The following is a 24,546-nucleotide window of genomic DNA, read 5'->3' as shown; positions in this document are numbered from 1 at the left end:
GCTATCCTATTATGTTTTTGCCGCGTAAATAGGCGATAAGTTGCGCCACGCAGCCGTCTATATCCTGTGTTGAAGTATCAAGGGTGAGCTCAGGGTTACACGGCACCTCATAGTCAGAGTCAATACCGGTAAAATGAGCTATTTCACCTGCCCGCGCTTTCTTATACAAGCCCTTAGGGTCGCGCTGTTCGCAGGTGGCCAAAGGTGTCTCTAAATACACCTCGATAAACTCGGCTTCACCCACCAGATTACGTACCATATCTCTTTCTTCCTGAAAGGGGGAAATAAACGCGGTGAGTACAATTAATCCGGCATCGACCATAAGCTTAGCGGTTTCACCGACGCGGCGAATATTTTCTTTGCGATCGGCGTCGCTAAAGCCAAGATCGCCACAGAGGCCGTGGCGGACATTATCGCCATCAAGCAAATAGGTGTGCTGGCCGAGCTCAAACAGCTTGGCTTCCAAGGCGCCGGCTATAGTGCTTTTGCCTGAGCCGGAAAAGCCGGTAAACCACAAAATGCAGCTTTTATGGCCATTCTGCTGTTGTCTTTTTTGTTTATCGACACCGTGTTGGTGCCACACTATGTTTTCATCCATTCTCAGGTCTCGATCTTAAAACTCAAATACATAATTTATCAGTGACAGTACCACGGTGGCATAGGCCAAAGACATTATCACACCTAGGCGGGCAAAGTCGGCAAAGCGGTACTGGCCGGCGTTCATCACTATCATATTGGTTTGGTAGCTATAAGGGCTGATAAAGGCGGCGCTGGCGCCATAGGCTACCGTCATGGCGAAGGGCATCAGGCTTACCTCTAAGGAGCTGGCCAGGCCATAGGCGAGCGGAAACATCAGCGCCGCAGCGGCATTATTGGTGATCAGCTCGGTCAGCAGTACGGTTAGCACATATACCAATACCAAGGCCATAAAGGGGGTTAGTCCCTGGTGCTCTCCCAGTAATTGCTGCAAGGCCAGTTCGGCACCCGAGCCGCTAAAGGCATTGGCCAGACCCAGAGCCGAGGCGATGATGATCACCAGCTCAAAGGGAAAGCGGCGTTTTAATTCCTGGCCGTCGAGCACCTTGGTGGCCAGCAGCAGGGCGACAAATACCAAAAGGCCCTGTACCAGGGGCACAAGCGCGGTGGCGGCCAGAGCAATAACTACGGCAAAGCCACCAAGCAGGGCGAACTCGCTAGTACGATTATAAGCCTTGGCGACGCTGTGCTCGCTGACAAAGTAAAAATTCTTGTCCAGGTTGTTGCGATTATGAAAGTCGTGGCCCACCGCCAGCATAAGTCGATCACCTGGACGTATGGTGACCTCACCGAGCTTGCCGGACAGGCGCTCGCCATTGCGGTGAATGGCGACCACGGCGGCATCGAACTTGGCGCGAAAACCTACGTCCTTTAGTGTCTTACCTACCAGGGTTGAGATGTGGGTGACTATCACCTCTTGCAGGTTTGAGCTCAACAAGCCATTGCTGTCGGCAAACAGGGTCAGCCCGGGAATGCGCTGCAAGGCGGTGACGCTTTGCACATGGCCGGTAAAAATCAGTTTATCGCCGGCGCGTACCTTGTTTTCAGGACGCACCGGGCTAATCAAACGTTTTTCGCGAACGATCTCCACCAAGAAGAGGTCGTTCAGATCGCGCAGACCATTTTTTTCTATGCTTTTACCTACCAAGGGTGAGTCTGGATTAACCTTGGCTTCGAGCAGGTATTTCTTGTGTTCACCTTCAACCCTGGGATAGTCGGGCAGCAGTTTATGGCAGAGGATCAATAGCAAGATGCCTACCAGGGTCACGGCCAGACCTATGGGTAAAAAGCTAAACATGGCCAGGCTCAGGCCATCATATTGTTGGGTAAAACTATTGACTATGAGATTGGTGGAAGTACCAACGAGCGTGGTCGTGCCGCCCAAAATGGCCGCATACGAGAGTGGGATCAACAACTTAGAAGGAGCGTGGTGCTTATTGCGGGTCAGTGGCCCGACTAAAGAGGCGACCACGGCGGTATTGTTTAAAAACGCCGATGCCGCTGCCGTCAATGTGCTCACCTTGATAATGCTTAATTTCAAGGAGGGGCTCACGATGCGCTTGGCCAAAATCTGCAACAAGGAGGTGCGCTCCAGGGCGATGGAGACCAGCATCAACAACACCAGGCTCACCAGCCCGGTGTTGGTAAAGTTGCCCAGCAGGGTTGGGGTGTCCACATACCCCAGGGCATAGCAGCCGAGTAATGCGCTGAAAAACAGGGTCGCCGGACGCACATGGGTCATTACCAGGGCGGCAAATAAGGCGGCTATTATCAGCACATAAAAAACGGCATCTATCATTTAACGCAACTTACTGATGTCGAGTGCTTGCCAATGCGGGAAGTGCTTGCGCACCAAGACATTTAGCTCAACTTCAAAGTCGCTAAACTGGCTTGCTTGTTGCTCTTGTGTAGCTGCTAATACCTGCTCAACCATGCCCGCACCTACGGTCAGGTTAGATAGGCGGTCGATCAGGATAAAGGCACCGGTTTCGCGGTTATTGCGATACACATCCGCTAGCACGGGCTCGGTCAATTCCACAGTCACTATGGCAATCTCGTTAAGCTGCAGCTTGTCCGCCTCGCCGTGGGCCAAGGTGTTTACGTCTATGGTGTGATCTATGCGTGAGATCACCGCCGCAGTTTTCTTGGCACCCAGCTTAAGGTTATAGGTTTTGCCAACAACCAAAGGCTCTTCGTGCATCCATACCAGTTTGGCTTGCAACTGGTTGGTCGCCACCGAAGTGGAAGCGCTCGGCACTATCACATCGCCGCGACTGATATCTATCTCGTCGTTCAAGGTCATGGTGATCGCCTGACCAGCTTCGGCGCTCTCCAGCTTGCCGTCGAAAGTCACTAGTTCCTTGATGCTGGAGGTTTTACCCGAAGGCAGTACCTTTACCGCATCGCCCACCTTAAACTCGCCCGAGGTGATAGTGCCCTGGAAACCACGGAAATCTAGGTTAGGGCGTACCACATACTGTACCGGCAGACGGGCTTCAAAGCCATTGTTGGTGGCCGCCGCCGGAGAATTTTCCAGCAACTCAAGTAAGGGCTTATCCGTGTAATACGGTGTGTGCTCTGAGCGAGTCACCACGTTGTCGCCTTTAAGGGCCGACATGGGCACAAACTTGATATCGCTGACATTCAGCTGCTCGGCAAACTTAAGGTAATCCGCCTTGATCTTCTCGTACACGGCTTTATCAAAGCCGACGATATCCATCTTGTTGATGGCGACCACAAACTGCTCGATACCAAGTGAGTCACAGATAAAGCTGTGACGCTTGGTTTGCACTTGCACACCGTAGCGGGCATCAACCAGAATAATCGCCAGATCACTGGTTGACGCGCCGGTCACCATGTTGCGGGTGTACTGTTCGTGTCCCGGGGTGTCGGCAATAATAAATTTGCGCTTGGCGGTGGAGAAATAGCGATAGGCCACGTCTATGGTAATGCCTTGCTCGCGCTCTGCCTGCAGGCCATCAACCAGCAGGGCCAAGTCCAGCTCTTCGCCGGCGTTACCGACCTTTTCATTGTCTTTATGCAGCGCCGCCAGTTGATCTTCATAGATCTGGTGGCTGTCGTGCAACAGACGGCCGATCAGCGTCGATTTACCGTCGTCAACGCTGCCGCAGGTCAACAGGCGCAACAGGCTTTTGTCTTGTTGGCGCGTTAAATAGGCTTCTATGCCTAACTCTTTTACTTCATTGGCAGTTGCTGACATTAGAAATAGCCCTCACGTTTTTTCTTCTCCATGGAACCGGCGGAATCGTGGTCGATTACGCGGCCCTCACGCTCCGATGATGTCGACAGCAGCATTTCTTCGATAATGCCGGTCAGGGTATTGGCTTCGGATTCCACCGCGCCGGTAAGCGGGTAGCAACCCAGGGTACGGAAACGTACCGACTTCAGCTGCGGCTGCTCGCCTTCATTCAGTGGCATACGCTCATCATCGACCATGATCAGGGTGCCGTTACGCTCAACCACAGGACGCTGCTGGGCCAGATAGAGCGGCACGATTTCGATGTTTTCCTGGTAGATGTATTGCCAGATATCTAACTCGGTCCAGTTCGACAGCGGGAACACACGTATGCTTTCGCCTTGGTTCACTTCGCCGTTATAGGTATTCCACAGCTCCGGACGCTGGTTTTTCGGATCCCATCTATGGTGCTTATCGCGGAACGAATAGACGCGTTCCTTAGCGCGGGATTTCTCCTCGTCACGGCGGGCACCACCAAAGGCGGCATCAAAACCATATTGGTTAAGCGCCTGCTTCAAACCTTGAGTCTTCATGATGTCGGTGTGCTTGCTGGAACCGTGTACGAAGGGGCTGATATTGATAGCCAAACCTTCGGGGTTTTTATGAACCAGCAGGTCAAAGCCATATTCTTTGGCCATGCGATCACGAAACTCGATCATCTCGCGAAATTTCCAGTCGGTATCCACATGCAGCAAGGGGAAGGGGATCTTCGCTGGGAAGAAAGCCTTACGGGCCAAGTGCAATAGCACCGAGGAATCTTTACCTATGGAGTAAAGCATTACCGGGTTTTCAAATTCAGCCGCGACTTCGCGGATAATTTTGATGCTTTCAGCTTCAAGCTGCTGAAGATGTGTTAAAGCCATAGCTTTGTTCCTGCTTAAACTCTTAATAAATTTGCCATAGGGTGTTACGCCACATCGGTCAGAGGCTGCGCCAGGCTGCTGGTTTGCGCGGTATTGCCAAACCAGGCCAACTGCCGATGTAATGAGGCGACTTCACCTACTATGAGTAAGGCTGGTGACTGAATATTATGTTGAGTCACCAACTCGTCTAACTGTGCCAGGGTGCCCGTAACCACACGCTGCTCTTTGCGTGTGCCGTTTTCTACTATGGCCACCGGTGTTGTCGGGCTGCGGCCATGGTCAATAAGTTGCGCCTTGATATCCGGAGATTTCATCACCCCCATGTAAATCGCCAGGGTTTGGTTAGGCTTGGCAAGCGACTGCCAATCCAGCTCCTGACCATCTTTTTTACAGTGGCCGGTTACAAACTGAATGCTCTGCGCGTGATCCCTGTGGGTCAGCGGAATGCCAGCGTAAGCGCTACAGCCAGCTGCCGCAGTGATACCGGGGACGATTTGATAGCTGACGCCATGCTCGGCCAGTACCTGTGCTTCTTCGCCACCGCGGCCATAAATAAAGGGGTCGCCGCCTTTAATACGGCAGACTTTTTTGCCTTGCTGCGCCAGCTCCACCAGGATTTCATTGGTGCGCTCTTGTGGCACGCTGTGATCACCGGCACGCTTGCCAACACAAATAAGGTCGGCATCACGGCGTACCAGCTCCATAATTTCGTCGGACACCAGGTAGTCGTAAACCACCACATCGGCCTGCTGCATTAGCTGTAAGGCTTTGAGCGTCAGTAATTCCGGGTCGCCTGGGCCGGCGCCAATCACATACACTTCTCCCTTGGGCGCCGGGGTGTCGTTCAGCATTTGCTGCAGTTGCGTATAGGCCTGCTCTTCATTGCCTTTTTGCACTTCACTCACCACATTGGAGTCAAACACCTGCTCCCAAAACTGGCGGCGGTCGGCAAAGTGGCTAAAGCGCTGCTTTACCTGAGAACGAAAACGGCCAACCAGATTGGCCAATGGGCCAATATGCTGTGGGATCAGGGTTTCCAGTTTTTCCCGCAGACGTCTTGCCAATACAGGCGCAGTGCCGGCACTGGAAATAGCGATAGTCACCGGGCTGCGGTCAACAATCGATGGAAAAATAAAGCTGCACTTGGGCTGGTCGTCCACCACATTAACGAAAATGTTCTGTTCATCGGCGGCCGTTTGCACCTGGGCATTGACAGTTTCACTGTCGGTCGCGGCGATCACCAGCATAAAGCCCTTTAGCTGCTCGGCATTAAATTCGGCGCGAATTAGGGTGATTTCTTGCGCTTGTGCCAAGCTCTCTAGTTGCGTGCAAAATTCAGGCGCGATCAGCGTCAGTTTAGCGCTCGCCTTGAGCATGGCTGTTGCCTTACGCAGCGCCACTTCGCCACCGCCGACTATCAGCACCGGCTTATTATCTAATTTTGTGAATATGGGAAAATATTGCACGCGTTACCACCTGTTCCAAGCAACTAAAAAATAGCGAACCTTAAGATCCGTTAGAGCTGCAAAGCATAATGCCAGCCCCAATGGTTAAAAAAATAATTTGTTCCAAGCTTATATAACCAAAAGTTATATGCAGACTTTCGAAATGGCTTAAGCCAATAAAAATAAAGCGTTAACGGAGTTTTATAAAACAGCTGGGGAAGGGGATTTAAGAATTTCGTTTGAATGTTAGTATAGGTGTAGCGGAAAAAGGAGAGTGTGGAAATGAGTGCAGCAGATGACGCTAAGCGGGCATTGGCCTGTTTGGATTTTACTCGTTTGGATGAGCAGGACGAGGAGCAAGATATAAAAGTGTTTTTGCAGCAATTGTCGGCGGATAAGCCCTTACCTGCGGCGATTTGCATTTATCCGCAGTGGTTAACCTATGTGCGCACCTATATGCAGATGCACTTTTCTCAGACGCCTGCTTTGGCGACCGTGACCAATTTCCCAGGCGGCGATCAGCCTTTAGATGAAGTGCTGCAACAAACCGAGCTGGCACTGGCTCTAGGTGCTGACGAGGTAGACTTGGTGCTGCCCTATAAACTTCTACAAGCGGGGGATGAGCAAACGCCCTTGGATTATGTGCGCCGCTCAAAAGCGCTTTGTGCGGGCCGAGCCAGGCTTAAGGTGATTATCGAAAGTGGCGAGCTCAGTTTGCCTCAGGTAGCACAGGCGACCGACATTGCCATCGCCGGTGGCGCCGATTTTGTTAAAACCAGCACCGGCAAGGTGGCGGTCAATGCCACCTTGGAGGCGGCGAAGGTGATGCTGGAGCAAATAAAGCAAAGCGGCCAGGATGTAGGGCTTAAGGTTTCCGGCGGCGTCAGAACCCTGGCACAGGCACAGCAGTATTTGGACTTGGCCGATAAAGAAATGGGTGAGCACTGGTTGACTCCCGCTCATTTTCGTTTTGGCGCTTCGGCGCTGTTGGATGATTTGTATCAAGCGTTATGACAGACAGTGAAACTGAAAAGCTACAATTAGAGCATCAAGCGGCGCGGCTTTTTTTACGTGCTTATGAGCGCACCTATCATACGCCGATGCGCCATATTTGGCATAATGAGCCAGCCAAGCCCGACGTTAGTTGTTATATGGACGAAGAGCGTCTGGACATAGAAATTGCTCACTTGTATGCCAATGAACACGAGGCCATGGCGGTGCTGGGGCGGGAGTTGGGGCTGGATATTCAACGCCAACTGGCGCAATTGGCATTAAACCCGAGCTCGGAGCAACTGGCCTTTGCTTTGGGTCGGTTGCTAAGCGCCAAAGCCAGCAAAAAATACGATAGTAAGCGGGTATGGCTGCTGATCCGCAATGCCAGCACCCTATGGCAAAGAGAGGACTTTATCGCCCTTTTACGCACTTTACAGGTGCCAAAGACGCATCAGTTTGAGCAAATCTGGTTGTTAAGCGACTGGCATGGCAAAGAGCAACCCTTGCTGCTCTATAGTGGCAACTCCAATCCACCCCGGCAAAAGGTGCCGTAAGCGAGATGTCGGCGCAAAGCACTTACAGGCTGGTGGGCATGAACAGGGGTAAACGCGGTAATTAATTTATCTACGTCTAGTTTTTACTCTTGTGTTAGCGCGGTTGGTCAGTATAATGGGCATCCACTTTGCAGGGGCGTAGTTCCAATTGGTAGAACAGCGGTCTCCAAAACCGACGGTTGGGAGTTCGAATCTCTCCGCCCCTGCCACTTTTCAGCTAGCGAGTCTAAGTTTAAAAATCTGTTTAAAAAGCAATTTTTTAAGGTTAGATTTGGATAGATTTACCCTGTCGAGTGACGGGGTTGTTGTGTCTGTATTTAAGGTGTCAGGAATTATGAGTGCAAATGTAGAAAACCCGTCAAGCTCGATGGACTGGGTAAAGTGGCTATTCGCCATTGCGTTACTGGTAGCAGCAGTAGTAGGTAACACAGTATTTGGTGAAGAATCAGCGCTACTTCGAGCTATCGGTGTTGTTGCGGCAGTGGCTATCTCTTTAGCGGTAGCAGCGACCACAGAAAAGGGTCGTAACTTTATCACTTTCGCCAAAGAAGCACGCATCGAAGTACGTAAAGTGGTTTGGCCTACGCGTCAGGAAACCACACACACTACCTTCATCGTAATGATTGCAACAGTTATCATGGCACTAATCCTTTGGGGATTGGACGGAATTTTATTCCGAGTAGTAGGCTTTTTAACTGGGTTGGAGATCTAGTCCCATGACGGAAGAGAACAAAGAAAAGAAATTACGCTGGTATGTGATCCAGGCTTTCTCAGGTTTTGAGAAGCGTGTAGCGCAAACCATCAAAGAGCACATTCAAATCCAAGGTCTGGAAGACAGCTTTGGTGAAGTGCTAGTACCTACTGAAGAAGTAGTGGAAATGCGTGCCGGTCAAAAGCGCAAGTCAGAGCGTAAGTTCTTCCCAGGCTATGTTCTGGTTGAAATGGACATGAACGATGCCAGCTGGCACTTAGTGAACAGCACGCCTCGCGTGATGGGCTTTATTGGTGGTACTTCTGACCGTCCAGCGCCAATCAGCAAAAAAGAAGCAGATCGTATTCTTAACCGTCTACAAGAAAATGCTGAAGCACCTAAGCCGGCTACCTTGTTTGAGCCAGGTGAAGTGGTACGTGTTATTGATGGTCCGTTTGCCGACTTTAACGGTGTTGTTGAAGAAGTGGATTACGAGAAAAGCCGCGTAAAAGTATCTGTACTTATCTTCGGTCGTTCGACGCCGGTAGAGCTAGAGTTCAGCCAGGTAGAGCAAGATAAATAATTTGTCTACTTAAACGACAAAATCGTATTGAAAAAGGCCGCTGATTGACTTATAATCAGCGGCCTTTTTGTATTCATGCTCGGTGTTCTGCACTTAGTATGAGCAAAAAGTGCACTAAATTTTTAAATTGGGAAGCCGCTTGAGTACGCGTCCTCGCGCGCACGAGGCTAAGACCCACCTAACGAGGTATAATCATGGCTAAAAAAGTTGAAGCTTTAATCAAGCTACAAGTTGCTGCTGGTATGGCTAACCCTAGTCCACCAGTAGGTCCTGCTCTAGGTCAACACGGTGTTAACATCATGGAATTCTGTAAAGCGTTCAACGCCCGTACAGAATCACTAGAGAAAGGCGCTCCGGTTCCTGTAATCATCTCTGTTTACGGCGACCGTTCATTCACGTTTGAAATGAAGACGCCACCTGCTGCTTATCTTCTTAAGAAAGCTGCTGGTATCAAGTCTGGTTCAGGCCGTCCTAATACTGAAAAAGTAGGTACTGTTACTCGTGCTCAACTAGAAGAAATCGTTGAGATGAAGAAACCTGACCTTACAGCGGCCGACATGGACGCTGCGGTACGCACTATCGCAGGTTCTGCGCGTGCAATGGGCTTGAACGTAGAGGACTAAGATAATGGCAAAACTAACTAAACGTATGCGTACTATCCGCGAAAAAGTGGATGTAACTAAAGATTACGAAATCAACGAAGCTGTAGCGCTTCTTAAAGAGCTAGCGACTGCTAAGTTCGTTGAAAGTGTTGACGTTGCTGTTAACCTTGGTATCGACGCACGTAAATCTGACCAAAACGTACGTGGCGCAACTGTTCTTCCTCACGGTACTGGCCGTGACGTTCGCGTAGCTGTATTCACCGCTGGTGCAAATGCAGAAGCTGCGAAAGAAGCAGGTGCTGACATCGTAGGTATGGAAGATCTTGCTGAACTAGTTAAGAAAGGCGAGATGAACTTCGACGTAGTTGTTGCTTCTCCAGATGCAATGCGCGTTGTTGGTCAACTAGGTCAAATCCTAGGTCCACGTGGTCTTATGCCTAACCCTAAAACTGGTACTGTAACTCCTAACGTTGCAGAAGCAGTTAAAAATGCTAAAGCTGGCCAGGTTCGTTACCGTAACGACAAGAACGGCATCATCCACACTACTATCGGTAAAGTGGATTTCACAGCTGAGCAACTACAACAGAACCTTGAGTCTCTAATCGTAGCGCTTAAGAAAGCTAAGCCTTCTCAAGCGAAAGGTACTTTCATCAAGAAAGTAAGCATCTCTACGACTATGGGTGCAGGTGTTGCTGTTGACCAAAACTCTCTAAGCACTCAAGTATAGTAATTAAAGAGTTTACGCGGCGCGATTTTTATACTATAATTTCGCGCCCTTTTGCTGAGAAAACGTCTCAACAAAACAACAAATTCGGGTTGAAGCCAAGTTAATTGGCTTCCGTCCAAGACCGTAGGTGCAGTGCTTCATTGCTTAATCTCCTACGTAGACGGTGTGAATCCCAGCTAGATTTTCCTAATCTTCTGGCTCTCGCCGTAACAAGCAGCTTCACCAATTGATTGGTGAAGTAGAGAAAAACTGAGGGATGTAAGTTCCTCACAACCAGGAGTAACACCCATGGCTTTAAACCTTCAAGACAAAAAAGCAATTGTTGCTGAAGTCAACGAAGCTGCCAAAGGTGCTCTATCTGCAGTTGTTGCAGATTCTCGTGGTGTAACAGTAGACGCTATCACAGGCCTTCGTAAAGAAGCTCGTGCAGCGGGTGTATGGATGAAAGTTGTTCGTAACACTCTAGCTCGCCGTGCTGTTGAAGGTACTGAATACGAGTGTCTAACCGAATCACTAGTAGGCCCAAGCCTAATCGCTTTCTCTTCTGAGCACCCAGGTGCTGCAGCGCGTATCTTCAAAGATTTCGCCAAGAAGCATCAAGCGTTTGAGCTTAAAACGGCCGCTTTTGACGGTTCACTAGTTGATGTAGATATGCTTGCTAAGCTACCTACATACGACGAAGCTGTTGCACGTCTAATGAGCGCTATGAAAGAAGCTTCTGCGGGCAAGCTGGCAAAAACTCTTGCTGCTGTTCGCGACCAGAAACAAGAACAAGCTGCTTAATTTTTATTTATAAGCTATTGTTCTTTATCGGTGTATTGAATTTAATGAACCGCAAGGTTCGAGAATATTAGGAAATTTACAATGTCTGTAACTAAAGACCAAATCCTTGACGCTATTGCTGAAATGTCAGTAATGGAAGTTGTTGAACTAGTTGAAGCAATGGAAGAAAAATTCGGCGTAACTGCAGCTGCTGCTGTTGTTGCTGCTGGTCCTGCTGAAGCTGCTGAAGAGAAGACTGAGTTCGACGTAATCCTAGCTGGCGCTGGCGCTAACAAAGTTGCTGCTATCAAAGCAGTACGTGGCGCTACAGGTCTTGGCCTTAAAGAAGCGAAAGCTCTTGTTGAATCAGCTCCTGCACCTATCAAAGAAGGTGTATCTAAGGAAGAAGCTGAAGCACTTAAGAAAGATCTTGAAGAAGCTGGTGCTGAAGTTGAGATCAAGTAATCTAGCATACGCTAGGTTCGCTGCCTGAGAAATCAGGCAAGGGCTGGTGATTATTTAATCACCGGCCCTTTTGCGCTATAGAGAGAAACCTCACTGTTGCGCTCTCTCTAACCAAATTTCACTATTATTATCAATTAGTTACGTTAATCATTGGTAATAGCAGTGACATTTGGACGCAATTCCAAATGTTGTAGAAATTGGCATATCGTCAATGAAGTCCTGTTCTTACAAGAACAGGTAGGGTCAAAGATCAGCAAGCTGAGGAACCCCATGGCTTACTCTTATTCTGAAAAGAAACGTATCCGTAAGGATTTTGGTAAACGTCCACAGGTGTTGGATGTGCCTTTCTTACTGCAAATGCAGTTAGAATCGTTTAAAAAATTCTTAACGCCGGACGCTGACGGTGATTTCGGTTTGGAAGCAGCTTTCCGTTCCGTTTTCCCGATTAAAAGCTACTCGGGCAATTCTGAGCTTCAATACGTAAGTTATCGTATTGGTGAGCCAGTATTCGACGTTAAAGAATGTCAAATTCGCGGCGTGACATATTCTGCTCCACTTCGCGTGAAACTTCGTCTAGTGCTTATGGACAAAGAAGCACCTGGCACCGTTAAAGACATCAAAGAGCAAGAAGTTTACATGGGCGAGATTCCGCTCATGACCGACACAGGTACCTTTGTTATCAATGGTACTGAGCGTGTTATTGTTTCTCAGCTACACCGTTCACCTGGTGTATTCTTTGATAACGACCGTGGTAAAACCCACTCGTCGGGCAAGGTTCTTTATAACGCCCGCGTTATCCCTTACCGTGGTTCTTGGCTCGACTTCGAATTCGATGCTAAAGATAACCTGTATGTACGTATTGACCGTCGTCGTAAACTTCCTGCGTCGATCATTCTGCGTGCCCTTGATTTCTCAACTGAAGAAATCCTAAACATCTTCTTCGAAACCACGACCTTTGAAGTGACTGACGGTAAAGTTCTTATGGAACTTGTGCCTTCACGTCTGCGTGGTGAAACCGCCGCTTTTGATATCAAGGGCGATGACGGTGAAGTATTGGTTGAGCAAGGCCGCCGTGTAACTGCGCGCCATATCAAAACCATCGAGAAAAAAGGCATTGACCAGCTAGAAGTACCACACGAGTATATTATTGGCCGTGTTATTGCTAAAAACTACGTCGATGAGTCAACTGGCGAAGTAATCGCTAACGCCAACGACGAGCTATCGCTAGAGCTGATGGCTGAGCTTGTTAAAGCCGGTCACACCAAGATCGCAACTCTGTACATCAATGATGTAGACAGCGGTGCTTACATGTCAGATACGGTACGTATCGACTCAACGAACAACCGCCTAGAAGCACTTGTGGAAATTTACCGCATGATGCGCCCTGGTGAGCCACCAACAAAAGAAGCGGCCGAAACACTATTCGACAACCTATTCTTCTCTGATGAGCGCTATGATCTATCAACCGTAGGTCGTATGAAGTTCAACAGCCGTGTTGGTTACGACTCAGATGAAGGTCCAGGTACGCTTTCTAAAGAAGATATCGTTTCGGTAATGAAGGTACTTATCGACATCCGTAACGGTAAAGGCGATGTGGATGATATCGACCACCTTGGTAACCGTCGTATTCGTTCTGTGGGCGAAATGGCTGAAAACCAATTCCGTGTTGGTCTAGTACGTGTTGAGCGTGCGGTACGTGAGCGCCTAAGCCTTGGCGATCTTGATGCCATCATGCCACAAGACCTGATCAACGCTAAGCCTATCTCGGCTGCGGTTAAAGAATTCTTTGGTTCATCACAGCTTTCACAGTTTATGGACCAGAACAACCCGCTATCAGAAGTAACGCACAAGCGTCGTATTTCTGCATTAGGTCCGGGCGGTCTAACGCGTGAGCGTGCAGGCTTCGAAGTACGTGACGTACACGTAACGCACTACGGTCGCGTATGTCCAATCGAAACGCCTGAAGGTCCAAACATCGGTCTAATCAACTCATTGTCTACGTACGCACGTACCAATGACTTCGGTTTCCTGGAAACACCTTACCGTAAAGTGGTAGATGGTGTGGTAACTGACGATGTCGATTACCTATCTGCTATCGAAGAAGGTCAATTCGTAATTGCTCAGGCAAACGTTGACTTGAACGATAACAATGAATTTATTGAAGAACTGGTTACTTGTCGTCACAAAGGTGAATCAACCTTGATGCCGCGCGAAGACATCCAATATATGGACGTATCGCCACAACAGGTTATCTCAGTAGCTGCTGCCCTTATCCCATTCCTAGAGCACGATGACGCCAACCGTGCATTGATGGGATCGAACATGCAACGTCAGGCTGTTCCTACACTACGCGCCGATAAGCCGCTAGTAGGTACAGGTATCGAGCTTACACTTGCCAAAGACTCAGGTGTAACCATCGTTGCTAAGCGTGGTGGTGTGGTTGATTACGCTGATGCGAGCCGTATCGTTATCAACGTAAACGAAGATGAGCGCGTACCTGGTGAAGCCGGTATCGACATCTACAACCTGACTAAGTACACCCGTTCTAACCAGAACACCTGTATTAACCAAAAGCCAACTTGTATGGTTGGTGAGCCAGTTGTACGTGGTGACGTACTAGCCGACGGTCCTTCAACAGACCTAGGTGACCTGGCACTTGGTCAAAACTTACGCGTGGCATTCATGCCTTGGAATGGTTACAACTTCGAGGATTCAATCCTACTTTCAGAGAACGTTGTAAAAGAAGATCGTCTAACGACTATCCACATTCAAGAGCTGCAGTGTATTGCTCGTGATACCAAGCTTGGGCCGGAAGAAATCACAGCCGATATCCCGAACGTGGGTGAATCTGCACTAGGCAAGCTGGATGAGTCTGGCGTTGTTTACATCGGTGCGGAAGTGAAAGGCGGTGACATCCTAGTAGGTAAAGTAACTCCGAAAGGCGAAACCCAGCTTACTCCAGAAGAGAAGCTACTACGCGCCATCTTTGGTGAGAAAGCGTCTGACGTTAAAGACAGCTCGCTACGTGTACCTAACTCTGTATCTGGTACTGTTATCGACGTACAGGTCTTCACCCGTGACGGTGTAGAAAAAGACAAGCGTGCCCTTGAAATCGAAGAGATGCAGCTGCGTGAAGCCAAGAAAGACTTCAACGAAGAGTTCAAGATCCTTGAAGAAGGTGTATTGAGCCGTGCTCGCAAGCTACTTACCGATTCAGGTGTAGATGCTGCTAAGCTAGCTGGTCTTGCTGCGGATAAGATCCTAACGCAAAGCCTGGCCGAAGAAGACAAGCAAGCAGAGCTAGAGCAACTTGCTGCTCAGTACGAAGAGCTTAAAGCCGAGTACGAAAAGAGATTTGAAACCAAGCGTCGTAAGATCACTCAAGGTGATGACTTACAGCCGGGCGTATTGAAGATTGTGAAGGTTTACCTAGCGGTTAAACGTCGCATCCAGCCAGGTGATAAGATGGCGGGTCGTCACGGTAACAAGGGTGTTATCTCGACTATCGTACCAGTAGAAGACATGCCTTACGATGACAAGGGCCGTACCGTAGATATCGTACTAAACCCACTGGGTGTACCATCACGTATGAACATCGGTCAGATCCTTGAGACGCACATGGGCCTAGCGGCACGTGGTATCGGTGAGCGCATCGAAGAGATGCTCAAAGAGCAACGTGAACTGCACGAGCTACGCGAATTCATCAAGAAAGCGTACGAGCTAGGTGAATGTCGTCAGAAAGTAGACATCGACACCTTCTCAGATGACGAAGTACGTCGTCTAGCCGAGCACCTGAAAGGCGGTCTACCAATCGCAACTCCAGCCTTCGATGGCGCTAAAGAAAGCGAAATCAAAGAGCTATTGGAGCTAGGTGGTTATCCATCAAGCGGTCAGGTAACCCTGTATGACGGTCGTACCGGTGACCAGTTTGAGCGTCAAGTAACCGTAGGTTACATGTACATGCTGAAACTGAACCACCTTGTTGATGACAAGATGCACGCTCGTTCTACTGGTTCATACAGCCTAGTAACGCAGCAGCCTCTGGGCGGTAAAGCTCAGTTCGGTGGTCAGCGTTTCGGTGAGATGGAAGTATGGGCACTTGAAGCGTACGGCGCAGCCTACACGCTACAAGAGATGTTGACGGTGAAGTCGGATGACGTGAACGGTCGTACCAAGATGTATAAGAACATCGTTGATGGCAACCACAAGATGGAGCCAGGTATGCCGGAATCATTCAACGTATTGTTGAAAGAAATCCGTTCACTCGGTATCAATATCGAGCTTGAAGAAGAATAAGCCGGTTGGGCGCATAGTGCGCCCACTACCTGCAAAAAGAATGAATGGGCGGCATGCCGCCCTCGAGATTAACCTCCGACAGGAGAGCTAAGGTGAAAGACTTACTTAAGTTTCTGAAGCAACAAAATAAGACCGAAGAATTCGACGCAATTCGCATTGGTCTTGCTTCGCCAGACATGGTGCGTTCATGGTCATTCGGTGAAGTAAAGAAACCTGAGACCATTAACTACCGTACTTTCAAGCCTGAGCGTGACGGCTTATTCTGTGCCCGTATCTTCGGCCCAGTGAAAGACTATGAGTGTTTGTGTGGTAAATACAAGCGCTTAAAACACCGTGGTGTTATCTGTGAAAAGTGTGGCGTTGAAGTAACGCTGACTAAAGTACGTCGTGACCGCATGGGTCATATCGAGCTTGCAAGCCCAGTAGCCCACATCTGGTTCTTGAAATCACTACCGTCTCGTATCGGCTTAATGCTTGATATGACGCTACGTGACATCGAGCGCGTATTGTACTTCGAATCATTCGTTGTGACTGAGCCTGGCATGACTACGCTTGAGCGTGGCCAGCTACTAGGCGAAGAAGAGTACCTGGATGCTCTTGAAGAGCACGGTGACGAGTTCGAAGCCAAGATGGGTGCGGAAGCCGTACTTGATCTTCTTAAAGAACTAGACCTAGGTCAGCTGATCGCAGAAATGCGTGAAGAGCTACCTACTATCAACTCTGAAACCAAGCGTAAGAAAATCACTAAGCGCTTGAAGTTGATGGAATCATTCCACCAGTCTGGTAACAACCCAGAGTGGATGATCATGACTGTTCTTCCGGTTCTACCACCAGATCTACGTCCTCTAGTACCACTAGACGGCGGTCGTTTTGCGACTTCTGATCTGAACGACCTATACCGTCGTGTGATCAACCGTAACAACCGTTTGAAGCGTCTTCTTGACCTAGCGGCACCAGACATCATCGTACGCAACGAAAAGCGTATGCTTCAAGAAGCGGTAGATGCGCTACTTGATAATGGTCGTCGTGGTCGTGCGATCACAGGTTCTAACAAGCGTCCTCTTAAGTCGCTTGCAGACATGATCAAGGGTAAGCAAGGTCGTTTCCGTCAAAACCTTCTAGGTAAGCGTGTTGACTACTCAGGCCGTTCTGTAATCACAGTTGGTCCGACACTGAAACTACACCAGTGTGGTCTGCCTAAGAAGATGGCACTTGAGCTATTCAAGCCATTTATCTACGGCAAACTAGAGCGCCGCGGTATGGCGACAACCATTAAGGCTGCGAAGAAGATGGTTGAGCGTGAAGTACCTGAGGTTTGGGACGTACTAGACGAAGTAATTCGTGAACACCCAGTGCTACTTAACCGTGCACCTACACTTCACCGTTTGGGTATCCAGGCATTTGAGCCGGTACTAATCGAAGGTAAAGCGATTCACCTGCACCCGCTAGTGTGTGCGGCGTATAACGCCGACTTCGACGGTGACCAAATGGCGGTTCACGTACCATTGACGCTGGAAGCGCAGTTAGAAGCGCGTGCGTTGATGATGTCAACCAACAACATTCTTTCGCCTGCGAACGGTGAGCCAATCATCGTACCTTCACAGGACGTTGTATTGGGTCTTTACTACATGACCCGTGACCGCATCAATGCCAAAGGTGAAGGCCTGGTATTGAAAGATGCGAAAGAAGCTGAAAAAGCATACCGTACTGGCGTAGCTGAACTACACGCACGCGTAAAAGTACGTATGACGCAAACTGTGATTGCCGAAGACGGTACTTCAAGCGAAGTAACTGGCGTCGTTGAAACCACAGTTGGCCGTGCAATCTTCTCATTGATCATGCCACAAGGCTTACCGTTCGAGTTGGTTAACCGCCCACTTGGTAAGAAGCAAATCTCAGGCATGTTGAACGAGTGTTACCGTCTACTAGGTCTTAAAGATACCGTTATCTTTGCTGACCAGGTTATGTACACCGGTTTCCACTACGCGATGAAGTCGGGTGTGTCTATCGGTATCAATGACATGGAAATTCCACCGGTTAAAGCTGAGATCATCGAAGCAGCCGAGGAAGAAGTTGCTGAAATTAACCAGCAGTTCCAATCAGGTCTTGTAACCGCCGGTGAAAAGTACAACAAGGTTATCGATATCTGGTCACGTGTGAACGAAAACCTTTCACGCGAAATGATGGCTAACCTGTCAAAAGACACTGTAATCAATGCCGAAGGCGTTGAGGAAGAGCAAGACTCATTCAACTCAGTGTTTATGATGGCCGACTCGGGCGCTCGTGGTAGTGCTGCTCAGATCCGTCAGTTGGCGGGTATGCGTGGTCTAATGGCACGTCCGGATGGTTCAATCATCGAAACACCAATCACGGCTAACTTCCGTGAAGGTCTGAACGTACTTCAGTACTTCATCTCGACCCACGGTGCGCGTAAAGGTCTTGCCGATACCGCATTGAAGACAGCGAACTCGGGTTACCTAACGCGTCGTCTAGTAGACGTAGCGCAAGACTTGGTAATCAACGAAGTAGACTGTGGTACCGAAGATGGTCTAACCATGAAGCCGCTAATCGAAGGTGGTGACGTAGTTGAGCCGCTACGCGAGCGTGTACTAGGTCGTGTAGTAGCAGAAGACGTACTAATCCCAGGTACTGATACTGTACTTGTTGAGCGTAACATCATGCTTGACGAAAAACTGTGTGACCTTCTAGAAGAGCACTCAGTGGACGAAGTACGTGTACGTTCTGTTATCACTTGTGCCAACGACTTCGGCGTATGTTCTAACTGTTACGGTCGTGACCTTGCCCGTGGCCACATCATCAATGCTGGTGAAGCGGTTGGTGTTATCGCGGCACAGTCAATCGGTGAGCCGGGTACACAGCTTACGATGCGTACGTTCCACATCGGTGGTGCGGCATCTCGAGCGTCAGCAGAGAACAGCGTACAAGTTAAGAACAACGGTCGCCTTAAGCTACACAATGCGAAATTCGTATTGAACACTGAAGGCAAGATTGTAATCACTTCACGTTCAACTGAAATCACCATCATCGATGAGCATGGTCGTGAGAAAGAGCGTTATAAAGTACCTTACGGTGCAGTACTAACTGTACAAGACGGCGCTGAAGTGAAAGGTAACGACATAGTTGCTATGTGGGACCCGCACAGTCACCCAATTATCATCGAGCACGAGTCAAAAGTGTCGTTCAGCGATATCGACGATTCGAACACAGAAACGCAAACAGACGATCTTACAGGTCTAACACGTGTTGTTGTTAAAGACCTAGCGAAAGTTAATGCGAAAGAGCCTAAGCTAATCATTGAAAATGAAGAGCGTGGCCTGCAGGAAATTCGTCTTCCATCATTCACAACAATTGAAGTGAGCGATGGCGCGACATCTAAACCAGGTGACGTACTAGCGCGTATTCCTCAAGAAGGTTCGAAGACTCGTGACATCACCGGTGGTCTACCGCGCGTAGCGGACTTATTCGAAGCTCGTAAGCCGAAAGATCCAGCAATCCTTGCTGAAATCTCAGGTATGGTGAGCATGGGTAAAGAGACCAAGGGTAAGAAACGTCTTGTGATCACGCCAGAAGAGGGTGATCCGTACGAAGAAATGATCCCTAAGTGGCGCCAGCTTAACGTGTTCGAAGGTGAGACAGTATCTAAAGGTGAAGTTATCGCCGATGGTCCTGAGTCTCCGCATGACATCCTTCGTCTACGTGGTGTAACCGATGTTGCTAACTACATCGTTAACGAAGTGCAAGACGTTTACCGTCTGCAAGGTGTAAAGATTAACGATAAGCACATCGAAACAGTTATCCGTCAGATGCTACGTAAATGTATCATCCTTGATGGTGGCGACAGTGAATTCCTAGCAGGTGAGCAGGTTGAAGTAGCACGTGTAAACATTGCTAACCGTGAACTTGAAGAACAAGGTAAGATCCCAGCGAAATTCGAAATTCAGCTGATGGGTATTACTAAAGCATCACTTGCAACAGAATCATTCATTTCTGCAGCCTCGTTCCAGGAGACAACTCGTGTCCTAACTGAAGCAGCTGTAAATGGTAAGAGCGATGAACTTCGTGGTCTGAAAGAGAACGTAATCGTGGGTCGTTTGATCCCGGCCGGTACCGGCTTTGCGTATCACCAAGATCGCGCTAATCGTCGCAAGCAAAATGCAGAGGACCTGCTAGAGCCAACAGTAAGTGCTGAAGAGGCAACTCAAGCGCTAACTGATGCCCTAAACGCAGATCTGTCTGGCGACCAAGAATAAGCTTAATTTCATAATTAAGTCATGCCTGGAGTGGTAGAATACTGCTCTGGGCATTGTTTTGGTTGACAGGCTAAACTTTGCTCATTAAAATTCCGCCACCCTTTTACTCGCTACAGTGACTGTTGCGGATAAAATTGGGCGGAATTTTTAATTTCAGTAGTAATTTTAATTTTTCAGGAGCTATTTAATGGCAACTATTAACCAGCTAGTGCGCAAGCCACGTCGCAGCAAGGTTACCAAAAGTAACTCAGCCGCGCTAAAGGCATGTCCACAAAAGCGTGGTGTATGTACTCGTGTATATACTACTACTCCTAAGAAACCTAACTCGGCTCTACGTAAAGTAGCCCGTGTTCGTCTAACGAACGGTTTCGAAGTAACATCATACATCGGTGGTGAAGGTCACAACCTTCAAGAGCACAGTGTAATCCTAATCCGTGGTGGTCGTGTTAAAGACTTACCAGGTGTACGTTTCCACACTGTTCGCGGTGCACTTGACTGTGCAGGCGTAAATGACCGTAAACAAGGTCGTTCTAAGTACGGTGCAAAACGCCCTAAGGGCTAATGGTTCTCCGTTAGTAAGGCCAAGCACTTAAATTTTTAATTAATATTGTTTTGGGAATCTGTTCAAAAGACAGACCTGAAGATACCGGAGATTCAAAATGCCAAGAAGACGCGTTATAGGTCAACGTAAAATTCTTCCAGATCCTAAGTTCGGATCAGAATTACTTGCAAAGTTCGTCAACGTAGTAATGCTTGACGGCAAAAAATCTACTGCTGAAAAAATCGTATATGGTGCGCTAGACGTGGCTGCTGAGAAATCAGGCAAGTCGCACCTAGAAATCTTTGAAGCTGCACTTGAAAACGTTCGCCCACAGGTAGAGGTTAAATCTCGCCGTGTTGGTGGTTCAACGTACCAAGTACCAGTTGAAGTACGTCCAGTTCGTCGCAACGCACTAGGTATGCGTTGGTTAGTTGACGCTGCACGTAAGCGTGGCGAAAAATCTATGGGCCTTCGTTTGGCTCAAGAGATCGTTGACGCTGCTGAAAACAAAGGCACTGCGGTTAAGAAACGTGAAGACGTTCACCGTATGGCTGAAGCGAACAAAGCATTCGCTCATTACCGTTGGTAATCTGTCCTTAACCTTTAAGAGGATAATATGGCACGTACAACTCCAATTGAGCGCTACCGTAATATAGGTATTTGTGCTCACGTAGATGCGGGGAAAACCACCACTACGGAACGTGTACTTTTCTACACGGGCCTATCTCACAAAATCGGTGAGGTACATGATGGTGCCGCAACTATGGACTGGATGGAGCAAGAGCAGGAGCGTGGTATCACTATCACGTCTGCTGCGACTACTTGTTTCTGGAAGGGGATGGACGCGCAATTTGACGATCACCGCATCAACATCATAGATACTCCTGGACACGTAGACTTCACTATCGAAGTTGAGCGTTCACTGCGTATTCTAGATGGTGCCGTGGTCGTACTTTGTGCCTCATCAGGTGTACAGCCACAGACAGAAACAGTTTGGCGCCAGGCCAACAAATACGAAGTTCCTCGTTTGATCTTCGTAAACAAGATGGACCGTATTGGCGCAGACTTTTTGTCGGTTGTAGACCAGGTGAAAACCCGCCTGGGTGCTACTCCTGTTCCCATTCAGCTGCCTATCGGTGCTGAAGACGAATTTAAAGGTGTTATCGATCTTATCAAGATGAAAGTCATTAACTGGAACGACGAGGACCAGGGCATGAGCTTCAGCTATGAGGAGATCCCGGCAGAACTTCAAGACCAAGCCGAAGAATACCGCTCTGAGTTAATCGAAGCGGCAGCGGAAGCGTCTGAAGAACTAATGGACAAATATTTAGAGGAAGGCGAGCTCAGCGAAGCTGAGATCAAAGAAGGCCTGCGCGCCCGCACCTTAGCGAACGACATCGTGCTAATGAGCTGCGGTAGTGCATTCAAAAACAAGGGTGTTCAAGCCATGCTTGATGCCGTTGTCGAATATATGCCTTCACCAACCGAAGTCAAAGCAATCCAGGGTGTGTTAGAAGACGGTGTAACCGAAGAAACGCGCCCAGCAGACGACAGTGCCCCATTCGCGGCCCTAGCGTTTAAGATTGCCACCGACCCATTTGTTGGTTCGCTAACCTTTTTCCGTGTTTACTCAGGCTCAGTAGGCCAGGGTGATACGGTTTATAACCCAGTTAAATCAAAGCGTGAGCGCTTCGGTCGTATCGTTCAGATGCACGCAAACTCACGCGAAGAGATCAAAGAAGTTCGTGCCGGTGATATCGCCGCCGCGATTGGTCTCAAAGACGTTACAACAGGTGATACCCTGTGCGATGGTAATGCTCCTATTACGCTTGAGCGTATGGAATTCCCAGAGCCGGTAATCTCTGTTGCGGTAGAGCCAAAAACCAAGGCAGACCAGGATCGCATGGGTGTGGCGCTAGGTAAACTAGTGGCAGAAGACCCGTCGTTCCGCGTACAGACCGACGAAGAATCGGGCCAGACTATTATCTCTGGCATGGGTGAACTTCACCTGGATATCATAGTCGATCGTATGAAACGTGAATTCAATGTTGAATGTAACGTTGGTAAGCCCCAGGTTGCCTATCGTGAAGCGATTCGTTCAACCGTTGAGGTTGAGGGTAAGTTTATACGTCAATCGGGTGGTCGTGGTCAGTATGGTCACGTTTGGGTCAAACTTGAACCGCTTGATATCAGTGATGATGACGCACCAACCTTCGAATTCGTTAACGAAATCGTTGGTGGTACGGTACCGAAGGAATACATTCCTGCGGTAGAAAAAGGTCTACAAGAGCAGATGGAGCAAGGTGTACTTGCTGGTTATCCGCTACTGGGCGTGAAAGCGACACTTTTCGATGGTTCATTCCACGATGTCGACTCGAACGAAATGGCCTTTAAGATCGCTGGTGCAATGGCAATGCGAAAGGGTGCGCTTGAAGCAAGCCCAGTATTGTTAGAGCCTATCATGAAGGTTGAAGTGACCACTCCAGAAGCAAACATGGGTGATGTTGTAGGCGACCTAAACCGTCGCCGCGGTATGATCGATGGCATGGATGAGGCGCCTGGCGGTTTGAGACAAATCAACGCCGAGGTTCCACTTTCAGAAATGTTCGGTTATGCAACTGACTTACGTTCTGCCACGCAAGGTCGTGCCTCGTACTCGATGGAATTCCTCAAGTACGCAGAAGCGTCTAAAAACGTAGCAGAATCTATTATTGCAGCTCGCGCTGTTAAGTAATTTTAGTTCGGTCCGATCTCCGGGTCGGACTTTAATTTCTTTATAGGAATTTTTAAAATGGCAAAAGAAAAGTTTGAACGCGTAAAACCGCACGTAAACGTTGGTACAATCGGCCACGTTGACCACGGTAAAACAACTCTAACTGCAGCAATCACTAACGTACTTGCAAAAGTATACGGTGGTACAGCAAAAGACTTCGCATCAATCGATAACGCTCCAGAAGAGCGTGAGCGTGGTATCACCATCTCAACTTCACACGTTGAGTACGACACTCCAACTCGCCACTACGCGCACGTTGACTGTCCTGGACACGCTGACTACGTTAAAAACATGATCACTGGTGCTGCTCAAATGGACGGCGCTATCCTAGTAGTAGCTGCGACTGACGGCCCTATGCCTCAGACTCGTGAGCACATCCTACTTTCTCGTCAGGTTGGTGTACCTTACATCATCGTATTCATGAACAAATGTGACATGGTTGACGACGAAGAGCTACTAGAGCTAGTAGAAATGGAAGTTCGTGAACTTCTTTCTGAGTACGATTTCCCAGGTGACGACCTACCACTAATCCAAGGTTCAGCTCTTAAAGCGCTTGAAGGCGAGAAAGAGTGGGAAGACAAGATCATCGAGCTTGCAGAAGCCCTAGATACTTACATCCCAGAGCCAGAGCGTGACATCGATAAGCCATTCATCATGCCTATCGAAGACGTATTCTCAATCCAGGGTCGTGGTACAGTTGTAACTGGTCGTGTTGAAGCTGGTATCATCAACGTGAACGACGAAGTTGAAATCGTAGGTATCAAAGAAACTACGAAGACAACTTGTACAGGTGTTGAAATGTTCCGTAAGCTTCTAGACGAAGGTCGTGCAGGTGAGAACATCGGTGCCCTTCTACGTGGTACTAAGCGTGACGAAGTTGAGCGTGGTCAAGTACTAGCAGCTCCTGGTACAATCAAGCCGCACACTAAGTTCGAATCAGAAGTATACGTACTTTCTAAAGACGAAGGTGGCCGTCACACGCCATTCTTCAAAGGCTACCGTCCACAGTTCTACTTCCGTACAACTGACGTAACTGGTGACATCCAACTACCAGACGGCGTAGAAATGGTAATGCCTGGCGACAACATCAAGATGACTGTTGAACTAATCTGCCCAATCGCGATGGACGAAGGTCTACGTTTCGCGATCCGTGAAGGTGGTCGTACAGTAGGTGCTGGTGTTGTAGC

General features: G+C 48.8%; 19 protein-coding genes and 1 tRNA gene. 15 read left to right on the top strand and 5 right to left on the bottom strand.

Translation table 11 applies throughout. From position 1 onward, the window contains the following. Nucleotide 1: 1 nt before the first annotated feature. Genes cysC through cysG form a run of 5 tightly spaced genes read right to left on the bottom strand, consistent with a single transcriptional unit; the run spans nucleotide 2 to nucleotide 6,122 of the window. Nucleotides 2–598 carry an adenylyl-sulfate kinase gene (gene cysC / locus WCN91_RS13185; RefSeq protein WP_342679783.1) on the bottom strand — a complete coding sequence of 199 codons (597 nt, stop codon included), beginning with the start codon at nucleotides 596–598 and terminating at the stop codon, nucleotides 2–4. Nucleotides 599–613: 15 nt separating this feature from the next. After that, complete coding sequence (locus WCN91_RS13180) at nucleotides 614–2,335, bottom strand: SLC13 family permease (protein ID WP_342679781.1); 1,722 nt, start codon at nucleotides 2,333–2,335, stop codon at nucleotides 614–616. Then, on the bottom strand, nucleotides 2,336–3,757 hold the full coding sequence (gene cysN, locus WCN91_RS13175) for a sulfate adenylyltransferase subunit CysN (protein ID WP_342679779.1): 1,422 nt from the start codon (nucleotides 3,755–3,757) through the stop codon (nucleotides 2,336–2,338). It lies immediately after the preceding gene. After that, complete coding sequence (gene cysD / locus WCN91_RS13170) at nucleotides 3,757–4,656, bottom strand: sulfate adenylyltransferase subunit CysD (protein WP_342679777.1); 900 nt, start codon at nucleotides 4,654–4,656, stop codon at nucleotides 3,757–3,759. The genes cysN and cysD overlap by 1 nt, the downstream gene beginning before the upstream one ends. A 44-nt stretch (nucleotides 4,657–4,700) precedes the next feature. Further along, complete coding sequence (gene cysG / locus WCN91_RS13165) at nucleotides 4,701–6,122, bottom strand: siroheme synthase CysG (protein ID WP_342679775.1); 1,422 nt, start codon at nucleotides 6,120–6,122, stop codon at nucleotides 4,701–4,703. A 261-nt stretch (nucleotides 6,123–6,383) separates the two neighbouring features. Here cysG and deoC point away from each other — a divergent pair, with 261 nt between their 5' ends. The 15 genes from deoC to tuf form a co-directional block, all read left to right on the top strand. Beyond that, a complete protein-coding gene (gene deoC / locus WCN91_RS13160) occupies nucleotides 6,384–7,115 on the top strand; it encodes a deoxyribose-phosphate aldolase (RefSeq protein WP_342679773.1) in 732 nt (243 codons plus the stop codon). Then, the gene (locus WCN91_RS13155; protein ID WP_342679771.1) at nucleotides 7,112–7,648 is read left to right on the top strand and encodes a hypothetical protein; all 537 of its coding nucleotides are present in this window, start codon (nucleotides 7,112–7,114) and stop codon (nucleotides 7,646–7,648) included. Before deoC ends, WCN91_RS13155 begins: the two co-directional genes overlap by 4 nt. 132 nt (nucleotides 7,649–7,780) lie before the next feature. After that, a tRNA-Trp gene (locus WCN91_RS13150) sits at nucleotides 7,781–7,857 on the top strand. 125 nt (nucleotides 7,858–7,982) lie between these two features. Then, nucleotides 7,983–8,360, top strand: a complete 378-nt coding sequence (gene secE / locus WCN91_RS13145; RefSeq protein WP_342679769.1) for a preprotein translocase subunit SecE — start codon at nucleotides 7,983–7,985, stop codon at nucleotides 8,358–8,360. Between the two features lie 4 nt (nucleotides 8,361–8,364). After that, entirely contained in the window at nucleotides 8,365–8,922 is a 558-nt protein-coding gene (gene nusG, locus WCN91_RS13140; RefSeq protein ID WP_342679767.1) for a transcription termination/antitermination protein NusG, read from the top strand. A gap of 194 nt (nucleotides 8,923–9,116) precedes the next feature. Beyond that, entirely contained in the window at nucleotides 9,117–9,545 is a 429-nt protein-coding gene (rplK, locus tag WCN91_RS13135; protein ID WP_105199934.1) for a 50S ribosomal protein L11, read from the top strand. Nucleotides 9,546–9,549: 4 nt separating this feature from the next. Beyond that, nucleotides 9,550–10,251: a 50S ribosomal protein L1 gene (gene rplA, locus WCN91_RS13130; RefSeq protein ID WP_342679764.1), complete on the top strand. Its 702-nt coding sequence runs from the start codon at nucleotides 9,550–9,552 to the stop codon at nucleotides 10,249–10,251. A gap of 288 nt (nucleotides 10,252–10,539) precedes the next feature. Further along, nucleotides 10,540–11,034, top strand: a complete 495-nt coding sequence (gene rplJ, locus WCN91_RS13125) for a 50S ribosomal protein L10 (protein WP_342679762.1) — start codon at nucleotides 10,540–10,542, stop codon at nucleotides 11,032–11,034. Between the two features lie 81 nt (nucleotides 11,035–11,115). After that, nucleotides 11,116–11,478, top strand: coding sequence for a 50S ribosomal protein L7/L12 (gene rplL / locus WCN91_RS13120; RefSeq protein ID WP_105189354.1), 363 nt, complete (start codon nucleotides 11,116–11,118; stop codon nucleotides 11,476–11,478). A 270-nt stretch (nucleotides 11,479–11,748) separates the two neighbouring features. Then, nucleotides 11,749–15,774: a DNA-directed RNA polymerase subunit beta gene (gene rpoB / locus WCN91_RS13115; protein WP_342679758.1), complete on the top strand. Its 4,026-nt coding sequence runs from the start codon at nucleotides 11,749–11,751 to the stop codon at nucleotides 15,772–15,774. 92 nt (nucleotides 15,775–15,866) lie between these two features. Continuing rightward, nucleotides 15,867–20,045: a DNA-directed RNA polymerase subunit beta' gene (gene rpoC / locus WCN91_RS13110; protein ID WP_342679756.1), complete on the top strand. Its 4,179-nt coding sequence runs from the start codon at nucleotides 15,867–15,869 to the stop codon at nucleotides 20,043–20,045. 187 nt (nucleotides 20,046–20,232) lie between these two features. Then, nucleotides 20,233–20,607, top strand: coding sequence for a 30S ribosomal protein S12 (rpsL, locus tag WCN91_RS13105; RefSeq protein WP_010387308.1), 375 nt, complete (start codon nucleotides 20,233–20,235; stop codon nucleotides 20,605–20,607). 97 nt (nucleotides 20,608–20,704) lie between these two features. Beyond that, nucleotides 20,705–21,175, top strand: a complete 471-nt coding sequence (rpsG, locus tag WCN91_RS13100) for a 30S ribosomal protein S7 (protein WP_105199929.1) — start codon at nucleotides 20,705–20,707, stop codon at nucleotides 21,173–21,175. 27 nt (nucleotides 21,176–21,202) lie between these two features. Beyond that, nucleotides 21,203–23,320, top strand: coding sequence for an elongation factor G (fusA, locus tag WCN91_RS13095; RefSeq protein ID WP_342679753.1), 2,118 nt, complete (start codon nucleotides 21,203–21,205; stop codon nucleotides 23,318–23,320). A gap of 57 nt (nucleotides 23,321–23,377) precedes the next feature. Continuing rightward, nucleotides 23,378–24,546, top strand: a 1,169-nt coding sequence (gene tuf / locus WCN91_RS13090; protein WP_342678405.1) for an elongation factor Tu, incomplete at its 3' end; no start/stop codon positions are given.

The sequence above is a fragment of the Pseudoalteromonas qingdaonensis genome, assembly GCF_038739665.1.
Lineage (GTDB): Bacteria > Pseudomonadota > Gammaproteobacteria > Enterobacterales > Alteromonadaceae > Pseudoalteromonas > Pseudoalteromonas qingdaonensis.
Note: the sequence above shows the minus strand (reverse complement) of the source record. Positions and strands in the feature narration are given on the sequence as shown.